The 10840-nt window shown below is 66.0% G+C and carries 11 protein-coding genes; 9 read left to right on the forward strand and 2 right to left on the reverse strand.

All coding sequences use genetic code 11. The annotated features are described in order from the left end of the window. Positions 1-829 (reverse strand): ATP phosphoribosyltransferase (hisG, locus tag RT123_RS05180; protein ID WP_313008191.1); only part of this gene is annotated, 829 nt, incomplete at its 3' end. Positions 830-839: 10 nt separating this feature from the next. After that, a complete protein-coding gene (locus tag RT123_RS05185; protein ID WP_313008193.1) occupies positions 840-1130 on the reverse strand; it encodes a YerC/YecD family TrpR-related protein in 291 nt (96 codons plus the stop codon). A 79-nt stretch (positions 1131-1209) separates the two neighbouring features. Here RT123_RS05185 and RT123_RS05190 point away from each other — a divergent pair, with 79 nt between their 5' ends. From RT123_RS05190 to RT123_RS05230, 9 genes are all read left to right on the forward strand, one after another. Beyond that, a complete protein-coding gene (locus RT123_RS05190; protein ID WP_313008194.1) occupies positions 1210-2418 on the forward strand; it encodes an FAD-dependent oxidoreductase in 1209 nt (402 codons plus the stop codon). Between the two features lie 80 nt (positions 2419-2498). After that, a complete protein-coding gene (locus RT123_RS05195) occupies positions 2499-3920 on the forward strand; it encodes a circularly permuted type 2 ATP-grasp protein (protein ID WP_017504409.1) in 1422 nt (473 codons plus the stop codon). Next, positions 3920-4858 (forward strand): alpha-E domain-containing protein, encoded by a 939-nt coding sequence (locus RT123_RS05200; RefSeq protein ID WP_039244207.1) that lies wholly within the window; start codon positions 3920-3922, stop codon positions 4856-4858. Before RT123_RS05195 ends, RT123_RS05200 begins: the two co-directional genes overlap by 1 nt. A gap of 2 nt (positions 4859-4860) precedes the next feature. After that, positions 4861-5703 (forward strand): transglutaminase family protein, encoded by an 843-nt coding sequence (locus RT123_RS05205; RefSeq protein WP_313008196.1) that lies wholly within the window; start codon positions 4861-4863, stop codon positions 5701-5703. A gap of 61 nt (positions 5704-5764) precedes the next feature. After that, a complete protein-coding gene (locus RT123_RS05210) occupies positions 5765-6550 on the forward strand; it encodes a peptidase (RefSeq protein WP_313008197.1) in 786 nt (261 codons plus the stop codon). Positions 6551-6645: 95 nt separating this feature from the next. After that, positions 6646-9006 carry a TonB-dependent receptor domain-containing protein gene (locus tag RT123_RS05215; protein ID WP_313008199.1) on the forward strand — a complete coding sequence of 787 codons (2361 nt, stop codon included), beginning with the start codon at positions 6646-6648 and terminating at the stop codon, positions 9004-9006. A gap of 75 nt (positions 9007-9081) precedes the next feature. Then, the gene (locus tag RT123_RS05220) at positions 9082-9768 is read left to right on the forward strand and encodes a Fe2+-dependent dioxygenase (protein WP_313008200.1); all 687 of its coding nucleotides are present in this window, start codon (positions 9082-9084) and stop codon (positions 9766-9768) included. Positions 9769-9835: 67 nt separating this feature from the next. Beyond that, positions 9836-10513, forward strand: a complete 678-nt coding sequence (locus RT123_RS05225) for a PepSY-associated TM helix domain-containing protein (RefSeq protein WP_371929713.1) — start codon at positions 9836-9838, stop codon at positions 10511-10513. Between the two features lie 11 nt (positions 10514-10524). Further along, on the forward strand, positions 10525-10840 hold a 316-nt coding region (locus RT123_RS05230), incomplete at its 3' end, for a DUF2271 domain-containing protein (RefSeq protein WP_313008202.1).

A 10840-nucleotide genomic window follows, 5' to 3' on the forward strand; every position in this document is an offset into this window, starting at 1 on the left:
TCAGCTTCTCCAAGGTCTCCCAGAAGACGGCTTCCTGGCAGACGGCGTGGACGGCGACAGCGTCGTCGCGGCCCATGAGGGGCATGACGGTCGGCGAGCCGGCGCCAGGCAGGATGGCGGTGATTTCGTCCAGCGCCGAGCGCGGGGCGTTCAGCATGACGTATTTGGCGCCTTGCGAGGACACCACGCCCGCCATCCGCTCGATGACGCTGTCCAACAGCTGCTGCAACGCGGGCTCGGGCGCGACGGGCGACTGGATCAGCACGGCCTGGCTTTCCAGAACCGTATCCTTGGCGCCCAGGCCGTTGGCCTCCAGCGTCGCGCCGGTCGAGACCAGGTCGCAGATGGCGGCGGCCAGTTTCAGCCGGGGGGCGACCTCGACGGCGCCGCGCATGACCACGATGTCGGCCTTGACCCCGCGTTCGTCGAGGAAGCGGCGCAGGATTTTAGGATAGGAGGTGGCGATGCGCAGCCCGTCCAGCGAGGCCGGGCCGTCGTAGGCCAGGGTCGGAGGCGTTCCGATCTTGAGCGTGCAGCGACCGAAGCCCAGCGGCATGACGATCGAGGCGTTCGGCCCGCCGTTGCGGCCCTCCTCCAGCACGTTCTCGCCGACAATGCCCAGGTCGCAGACGCCGTCCGCCACGAAGGTGGGAATGTCGTCGTCGCGGACGCGCAGCAGGTCGATCGGATAGTTCTCGACCCGGTACAGCAGGTCGTTGTGACCCTTGACCCATTTCAGGCCCGCGTCGCGGATCAGGTCGAGGCTGCGGTCGGCCAGACGGCCGGATTTCTGGACGGCGATGCGAAGCCGGCCCTGCACGGTGCTCATATTCGGATACTCAGTTCTTGTTCTTCAGGCGGTCCAGGGCGAGGCGATAGCCCTGATGCGGCATGTCTTTCAGATAGCGGGCGACGCGAACGACGGTGGTGGGGCTGGCATGGGCCTCTGCGGCGATCTCGCGATAGGATTTGCCGCCGGCGTCGAGCAGGCGCGCGACCTGCCAGCGCTCGGAGAAGGCGCGCAGTTCCGCAGGCGTGCAAAGATCGGCCAGAAAGGCGTCGATCTCAGCGCGCGTCTGCATCGACAACAGGGCGTCATGCAGGGCGTCACGGGCGGGCGGGGTCGTCATGCGCGTTCCACTATGCTGTAACGGTGGAACGGTCAAGGGGGAGGAGACAGATCGTGCGTGGCGCACTATCTGCGTCGTCATGACCAAGGTTCTCATCATCGGCGCCGGGCACGCTGGCGGCTCTGTCGCGGCTTTCCTGCGGCAGTATGGGCATGAAGGCCCCATCGTGCTGGCGGGGGAAGAGGATGCGCCGCCGTATCAGCGGCCGCCCTTGTCCAAGGCCTGGCTGAAGGGGGAGGCGGATCTGGAGGCGCTGCTGCTGCGGCCTCTGAGCTTCTACGCCGAGCAGAACATCGACTTCCGGCCCTCGACGGTCGCCGTCTCGGTGGATCCGGCAGCGAAGACGGTAGCCTTCCACGACGGGTCGTCGGAAACCTACGACATTCTTGTGCTGGCGACCGGATCGACGGCGCGCAAGCTGCCGGTTCCGGGCGGGGACCATCCCGATCTGCTGGAACTCCGCACGATGAAGGACGCCGAGCGACTGAAGGCTGTCCTCGGGCCCGGCAAGCGTCTGGCGGTCGTCGGCGGCGGCTATGTGGGGCTGGAGGCCGCGGCGTCGGCGCGGGCCCTGGGCGCCGAGGCGGTGGTGATCGAGCGCGCGTCGCGCGTTTTGGCCCGGGTGGCGTCCGAGACCTTGTCGACCTTCTTCACGGCGCAGCACCGGGCGCACGGCGTCGAATTCCTGACCGACGCTGAGGTGGTCGCTGTGGCCCGCGACGGCGTGAGCCTGGCCGACGGATCGGTGGTGTCGGCGGATGCGGTGTTGGTGGGGGTCGGCGCCCTGGCTTGCGACGCCCTGGCGCGATCTGCCGGCCTGACCTGCGACGACGGCTTGGTGGTGGACGCTGAGGCGCGCACCAGCGACCCGGCGATCTTCGCCATCGGCGACATGACCCGACGACCCATTCCGGTCCATGGCGGCGTGCATCATCGGCTGGAAAGCGTGCCCAACGCCCTGGAGCAGGCCAAACAGGCGGCCGCGGCCATCGTCGGACGGGCCGGACCCACGCCCGAAGTGCCGTGGTTCTGGTCTGACCAGTATGACGTCAAGCTTCAGATCGCCGGCCTGCCGTTCGACGTCGACCGACAGGTGGTGCGTGGCGATCCGACGGCGTCGGGCTTTGCGGTCTTCCATCTGAACGGCGACCGCATCGTCTGCGTCGAGGCCGTCAACGCTCCGCCCGAGTTCATGGCCGGCAAGCAGTTGATCGCCAAGGCGACGCCTGTGGACGTGGACAAGCTGGCCGATCCGGCGGTGTCGATGAAGGCGGTGGCCGTCGGATAAGGCGTCGCCGCAGTGCAACAAAACTGTTGCGCTTTACGTTCGTCACCGTTCAAGCTGCGACTTCAACGCGGCGGGGGCGGATGACGAGAGCTTTCGACGAAATGAATGGCGGCGGATCGGGTGCGATCCGCGACAGCTACAAGACGCTGGCGGCGTGGCTGGAAAACGCGCCGGCCGATCTGCTGCAAGCGCGCTCGCGCCAGGCGGAGCTGTTCTTCCGTCGCATGGGCGTGACCTTCGCCGTCTATGGCGACGAGGAATCCAACGAGCGGCTGATCCCCTTCGATGTTGTGCCGCGCATCATCGGTGCGGACGAGTGGGGCGGTCTGGAAAAGGGGCTGAAGCAGCGGGTCACCGCCATCAACGCCTTCCTGAAAGACATCTATGGGCCGCAGGACTGCATCAAGGCGGGCATCGTCCCGGCCGATCTGATCCTGACCAATCCGCACTATCGGCCGGAGATGCAGGGGCGTCGTCCGCCGGGCGACGTCTGGTGCCATATCTCGGGCGTCGATCTGGTGCGCACCGGTGAGGACGGCTTCTATGTTCTCGAAGACAACTGCCGCACGCCGTCGGGCGTCTCCTATATGCTGGAGAACCGCGAGATGATGATGCGGCTGTTCCCCGACCTATTCGCGGAACACGCCGTGCGTCCCGTCGAGATCTACACCGACATGCTGCTGCGCTCGCTGCAGGCCTCAGCGCCGGCAGGGGCGGGGGCGGATCCGACCATCGTCGTGCTGACGCCCGGCCCCTTCAACTCGGCCTACTATGAGCACAGCTTCCTGGCCGACAAGCTGGGTGTCGAGCTGGTTCAGGGCACGGACCTGTTCGTCAATGACGACACGGTCTTCATGCGCACGACCGAGGGGCCCAAGCGCGTCGATGTCATCTATCGCCGTATCGACGACGACTTCCTCGACCCCCTGACCTTCATGCCCAACTCTACCATTGGGGTGCCGGGGCTGATGTCGGCCTATTTCGCGGGACGAGTCACCTTGGCCAATGCGGTCGGGACGGGCGTGGCCGACGACAAGGCCGTCTATACCTACATGCCCGAGATCATCCGCTTCTTCACGGGTGAGGATGCGATCCTGCAGAACGTGCCGACCTGGCGCTGTCGCGAGCCGGACGCCCTGAAGGAAGTGCTGGATAAGCTTCCGGAACTGGTGGTCAAGGAAGTCGGCGGATCGGGCGGCTACGGCATGCTGGTCGGGCCGACCTCGACAAAGGCCGAGATCGAGGATTTCCGCGCCAAGCTGATCGCCGATCCCGACGACTTCATCGCCCAGCCGACGCTGAGCCTGTCGACGGCTCCGACGCTGAACGGCGGCGCCCTGTCGCCCCGCCACGTCGATCTCAGGCCGTTCGTCCTGTCCAGCCCGGCCGGCGTGCGCGTCGCGCCCGGCGGCCTGACGCGGGTGGCGCTGAAGGAAGGGTCGCTGGTGGTGAACTCCAGCCAGGGCGGCGGAACCAAGGACACCTGGGTGCTGGACAACTGATGCTTTCACGCACCGCAGACAGCCTCTACTGGACCGGCCGCTACATGGAGCGGGCGGACTTTCTCGCCCGCATTCTGGAGGCGGCGATCCGTCTCGCCGCCCTGCCGGCGAAAGATCAGGCCGCCGTCACCGCCTGGGCCGGGGCCATCGCCTCGTCGGGGGTCAAGGCCGGCTTCGATGCGACCGGCCGGACCGTGTCGGAAAAGTCCGTGCGGGAATATCTGGCCTTCGGCTTCGACAATCCGACCTCGATCAAGGCCTGCATCACCAAGGCGCGGACCAATGCGCGCTCGGTGCGCACCGCCCTGACCATCGAACTGTGGGAGGCGATCAACGGCGCCTGGAACGGTCTGAACGAGCTGGGCGAACCGACCAAGCGCGACGACTTCACCAACTTCCTCGACTTTGTGAAATCGACGTCCCTGGCGGTCGAAGGCGCCTCGTCGCGGACCATGCTGCGCAACGACGCCTACTGGTTCCTGCGACTTGGCATGGCGATTGAGCGGGCCGACAACACCGCGCGTCTGCTCGACGTGAAATATCACCTGCTGCTGCCGCCCGGCGAACGGGTGGGGGGGCAACTAGACTACTTCCAGTGGACGACCCTTCTGCGCGAGGTTTCGGCATTGACCGCCTATCGCTGGGTTTACCGCGAAAGCGTGCGGCCTTGGCTGGTGGCGGACCTCCTGGTGCTGAACCGCCAGATGCCGCGCTCGCTCGCCTCGTGCCAGGGCATGATCGTCAGCTATCTGGAGAAGTTGGCGACCGATTACGGAAGACGCGGACCCGCGCAGCGATTGGCCTCCAACCGCCTCAGCCAGTTCAACGAGGCCAAGATCGAGGACATCTTCCAGTCCGGCCTGCACGAATACATTCAGGGCTTCCTGAACGAGAACAACGCCTTGGCCGCGGCCGTCCACGAACAGTATCTGGTCTGACCATGCGGATCCGGATCGATCACTCCACCCGCTACGCCTACGCCCGGCCCGCGCGGTTCATCGTCCAGATGCTGCGCCTGACGCCCAAGTCGTGCGAAAGCCAGCAGGTCCGCGACTGGCGGATCGAAACCGATGTGGACGCCCGGCTGCGGCGCAGCGAGGACGCGTTCGGCAACATCGTTCACAGCCTCTACACCGAGCGGCCGACCGACGCCCTGACCATCCGCGTGACCGGCGAGGTCTCGACCGTCGAGACGGGCGGCGTCGTGAAGGGACAGGCCGAGCGCCTGTCGCCCATCGTCTATCTGCGCGACACCTCGATGACCAAGGCCGACGCCGGTATCGTCGATTTCGCCCGCTCCATTCCTGAGGGCGCGACGCTGGGCCGGATGCATCAGTTGATGGGCGCGCTGAAGGATACGGTGGCGTTCGAGGTCGGCTCGACCTCCGCCTCCCACACCGCCGCCGAGGCCTTTGCTCAGAAGCGCGGCGTCTGTCAGGACCATTCGCAAATCTTCATCTCGGCCGCACGCCTGCTCGGCGTGCCGGCCCGCTATGTTTCGGGCCACCTCAGCCGCCAGGACGGACGCCACGATCAGGACGCCGCCCATGCCTGGGCCGAGGCCTGGGTCGAGAATCTGGGCTGGGTCGGGTTCGATCCGGCCAACGGTATCTGCCCGACCGAACACTATGTCCGGGTCGCGGTCGGCCTGGATGCGCGCGGCGCCACCCCGATCCGGGGCACGAGCTATGGCGGCGGCCAGGAGCAACTGACCGTCGCCTTGAATGTGCGGCCGGTGCAACAGAGCCAGCAACAACTGCAATCCAGTGGATGGCCCCGATAGGCATGACGCGCGAATCTGTTAGCGTCTGTGGATTCGCAATGCGGGGAGCGAATAGAGCGAAGTGACCTATTGCGTAGGCATGCTGGTGGACGATGGGTTGGCGATGATCGCCGACACGCGCACCAATGCGGGCGTGGACAACATCTCGTCCTATCGCAAACTGCACATCTACAAGTCGCCGGGCGAGCGCATCCTGGCGGTCGCGACGGCGGGCAATCTGTCGGTCACCCAGACGGCGCTGGCCATGGTCGCAGCCGGGGTCAAACTGCCGGACTCCACCGAGCTTGAAACGCTACAGACCGCCCCGACCCTTTTCCGCGCCGCCCAGCTTCTCGGTCATGCGATGGCCAGCGTGCGCGCCAGCATCAACACGCCGCCGACGCCGACCGCCGACGGGCTGAACGTCACCGCCTCCATGCTGCTGGGCGGTCAGATCGCCGGCGGCAAGATGGGGCTGTATCTGATCTACGGGCAGGGCAACTTCATCGAGTGCGGGCCCGATACGCCTTATCTGCAGATCGGCGAGCTGAAATACGGCAAGCCCATTCTGGACCGCGCCCTGCACAGCTCCACCTCCCTGTCCGAGGCGGTGAAGCTGGGGCTGATCTCGTTCGATTCGACCATCCGCTCCAACATCGCCGTCGGCCCGCCGCTGGACCTGATCGTCATGCCGCGCGACCAGCTGACCGGCACGGCGCGGCGCATCGAGGCGGATGATCCCTATTTCCGTGATCTGGGCCGGCGTTGGTCCGAAGCCCTGGCCGCCGCCCACCGCGCCATGCCCGATCCGACCTGGCTGGATTTGGATACGTCGGCGCCGCAGAGGAGCATCAGCGCAGTCGGCTAATTAAGATTGCGATTTGTTCGCAATTGTCTTGTGCCTTCCTGTGGAGCTGGTTATTGCGAGCGCATCGCAAAATCAGACCAAAAGGTCGCAAGACTATGTCCGAATCCCGCGCCGCCGCGCTCCGCTCGCTTCTGTTTGCCTCCAGCGCCGCCGGCATACTGGTCGCCGCCCCTGCCATCGCCGCTGACGTAACCGCCGAGGACGGCGTGGTCGTCACGGCCGAGCAGTCCCAGCCCGCCAATCTGGGCACGATCGACGTCAACGGTCAGTTCAAGAAGCCGGCCCCCGTCAGCCCCGAGTTCGTCGCGCCCCTGGTGGCTACGCCGCGCGCCGTGACGGTCATCCCCCAGGCCATCATCGAACAGACCTCGGCCTCGTCCTTGCAGGACCTGCTGTCCAACTCCCCCGGCATCACCTTCGGGGCAGGCGAGGGCGGTCAGCCTCTGGCCGACCGTCCCTTCATCCGGGGCCAGTCGTCGGGCAACAACATCTTCGTGGACGGCATCCGCGATACGGGCGGCCAGCAGCGCGAGGTCTTCAACCTGGAGCAGGTTGAGGTCATCAAGGGGCCGGACGCCGTCTATTCGGGACGCGGCTCGGGCGGCGGCAGCATCAATCTGGCCTCCAAATCGCCCAAGCTGAACACCTTCACCAATGTCAGCGCGGGCGCGGGCACCGACGGCTATCTGCGCGGCACGGTTGACGCGAACCTGCCGCTGGGCGAGACCGCCGCCCTGCGCATCAACCTGATGGGCGCCCAGGGCGACGTCCCGGGTCGCGACGCCGTGGACTACGATAAATGGGGTGCGGCCATCAGCCTGGGCGCCGGTCTGGGCACGCCGTCGTCGATGGTCTTCAGCTACTATCATCTGACCAGCGACCAGATGCCAGACTACGGCATTCCGCTGTTCACCAAGATCCAGTCGCGCACGACCGACAGCGGCGTTCTGGATGTGCCCTATGACAGCTTCTATGGGCTGAAGGCGCGCGACTACCTGACCAATGAGGTCGATGCGTTCACCTTCAAGGCCGAGCATCGCCTCAACGATTTCGCCACGATCCGCAACGTCAGCCGCTATTCGCAGACGCTGAACGACTACATCGTCACCAACCCCGGCGACGGCGGCTATGTCGGACGCGCGGCGGACGGGACCTACTGGATGAAGCGGGGCACCAAGACCCGCTGGAACCCGGTCACCACACTGGCCAATGTGACGGATGTCTTCGGCCAGTTCGCCACCGGTTCGATCAAGCACAGCTATGACGTCGGCGTGGAGTTGTCGCGCGAGCACAACAAGAACGCCTCCTATTCGACCTACACCACCTCGGGCTCGGCCTGTCCGACCGGTCTGACGACCGTCACCGGGTCGTATCCGACCGCGGCCGGGGCGCTGGGCGCCGGCGACTGCACCCCGGTCTACAACCCCAACCCCGACGACGCCTGGGCCGGCGTGATCAACCGCGGCCCCACCAGTTCGAATACGACCGAGGCCATCGGCGTCTATGCGAACGACAGCATCACCCTGACCGAGCGACTGATCCTGAACCTGGGCGTTCGCTGGGACCAATATACGGTCAGGGGCGTCAATGCGACCGCGACCCAGTCGGCAGGGGTTTGGACCACGACCGGCTATACGGCTGTGCCGGAACAGACCTGGAAGTTCACCAACTATCAGGTCGGTCTGGTGTTCAAGCCGACGCAGGACAGCAGCGTCTATGCGTCCTGGTCCACCTCTTCGACGCCGCCGACCATTTCGGCGGGCGACCAGAACGCCTCGGGCGGTACGGGCACGGTCAATGGCGTCGCCAACACCGTTCTGGATCCGGAAGACACCGAAAGCTTCGAGATCGGCGCCAAGGCCAATGTCTTGAACGACCGTCTCGCCCTGTCGGCGGCCGCCTTCCACCTGACACGCAAGAACGCCCTGATCCTGGTCGAGCCCAACATCTTCCGTCAGGAAGGCGAGGTGGAGGTCAACGGCTTCGAGCTGGGCGTGTCAGGCAGCATCACGCCGAAGTGGACCGTGTTCGGCGGCTATACCTACATGGACTCCGAACTGACCAAGGCGGCCGTGGTCGTGTCGGGCACACCGCCGGTCGCAACCGTCAATCCGCTGCAAGGCCTGCCGCTGGCCAACACGCCCAAGCACAGCGCCAGCCTGTTCACCACCTATCGCGTCCTGCCCCGGCTGACGGTCGGCGGCGGCGTCTACTACACGTCCAAATCTCTGGGCGGGAACCAGGGCGGCGCGGGCGGCGGGAACAACCGCATCTATGCGCCCGAATGGACCCGCGTGGACGCCTTCGCCGCCTATGATCTGACGGATCGCGCGACGCTTCAGCTGAACGTCAAGAATGCGACGGACGAGGAATACATCATGCGCACCAACGGTATTCACCACGCCGACGTGGCCGCAGGTCGCCAGGCCATCCTGGCCCTGAACATGCGCTTCTAAAGGCCGTTTCCCCGGCCTAGTCTGACGGCCCCGCGATCCCCCGCGGGGCCGTTTCGTCTTTCAGCGAGAACGCCCGTGTTGCTGCAGATTCCTGAAGTTTTCTCCAAGGCCGAGGTCGCGGCTCTGCGGGCGCGGCTGGACGCCGGGCCGTGGGCGGACGGCAACGCCACCTCGGGCCATCAATCGGCGACGGCGAAGAAGAATCTTCAACTGCCCGAAGAGTCGGACGTGGCGAAAGAGGTCTCGGCCCTAGTTGTCCAGGCGCTGAACGCCAATCCGATGTTTGTGGCGGCGGCCCTGCCGCACACGATCTTTCCGCCCCTGTTCAACCGCTACGAAGGCGGCGACCAGTTCGGCCTGCACGTCGACAACGCCATCCGCCAGTCCCGCACTAGCGGGGCGATCCGCATTCGCAGCGACCTGTCGGCGACCTTGTTCCTGTCTGAGCCAGAGGACTACGACGGCGGCGAATTGATCATCGAGGAGATGTACGGGTCCCAGGCGATCAAGCTGCCAGCCGGCGATCTAGTCCTCTATCCCTCCAAGAGCCTGCACCGGGTCACGCCGGTGACGCGTGGCGCGCGGGTGTCGTCCTTCATGTGGATGCAGAGCCTGGTCCGCGATGACTCTAATCGCGAGACCCTGTTCCGTCTGGACATCGCCACCCAGCGCGTGGCGACCGAGAGGGGACCGAAGGATCAGGCGGTGATCGAATTGACCGGCGTCTATCACAATCTGCTGCGGCGCTGGACCGAGGTCTGACACCCAAGGCGCCACCACGCCGCTAAATGCTATTGCAACCCGTTCGCAACAATGGCACAGCGAGCCCGTGACCGAACTCGCCACACAGCGTCAGGCCGAAACCGCAGCCAAGGGGCCCAAACCCAAGGCGGCGCTGAACGGCGCACGGTCGTTCTGGCTGAAGCAGCTGCATAGCTGGCACTGGATTTCCGCGGCGGTCAGCCTGGTCGGCATGATCCTGTTCGCGGTCACCGGCATCACCCTGAACCATGCGGCCTCGATCCCCGGCGATCCGGTGACGGTCGAACAGACTGCGACCTTGCCGGCGCCCCTGCTGCAGCGGCTGGCGAGCTTCCCGCAGGAGACGACCGATCCTGTCCCCGACGCTGTCGCGCGGTGGGCGTCCGAGGCGCTCAAGGTCGAGATCGCCGGCAAGCCGACCGAGACGACCGCGGAAGAGGTCTATGTCGCGTTGGCCATGCCTGGCGGCGACGGATGGGTCACCATCGACCGTTCGACCGGCGAGACCCTGCACGAGAAGACCACGCGCGGCTGGATCGCCTACCTCAACGATCTGCACAAGGGCCGCAACGCCGGCGTGGTCTGGTTCTGGTTCATCGACGTCTTCGCGGCGGCCTGCGTCATCTTCGCCGTCACGGGCCTGGGCCTGATGTTCCTGCACGCCAAGGGTCGGCCCTCGACCTGGCCGCTGGCGGCGCTGGGCCTGCTGATCCCTGTCGTCATCGCCCTGATCTTCATTCACTGACGAGTTTTTCGATGCGCCTTCTTCCCGTCGTCATCACCACCGTCGGCCTGGCCGCCGCCGCTGCGCCCGCCATGGCCGCCGACCTGACGGTGTCGGTCGAGATTCCGCGTCTGAACACCGCCTCCTATCATCGCCCCTATGTCGCGGTGTGGATCGAAAAGCCGGACCAGTCGGCCGAACGCACCCTGGCCGTCTGGTATCAGCAGACTCGCAATAACGAGGGCGACGGCAAGGACTGGCTGAAGGATCTGCGCACCTGGTGGCGCAAGGGTGGCCGGGCCATGAGCCTGCCGGCCGACGGCGTATCCGGCGCCACGCGCGCGCCGG

It is taken from the genome of Brevundimonas vesicularis (assembly GCF_032067225.1).
Classification (GTDB): domain Bacteria; phylum Pseudomonadota; class Alphaproteobacteria; order Caulobacterales; family Caulobacteraceae; genus Brevundimonas; species Brevundimonas vesicularis_F.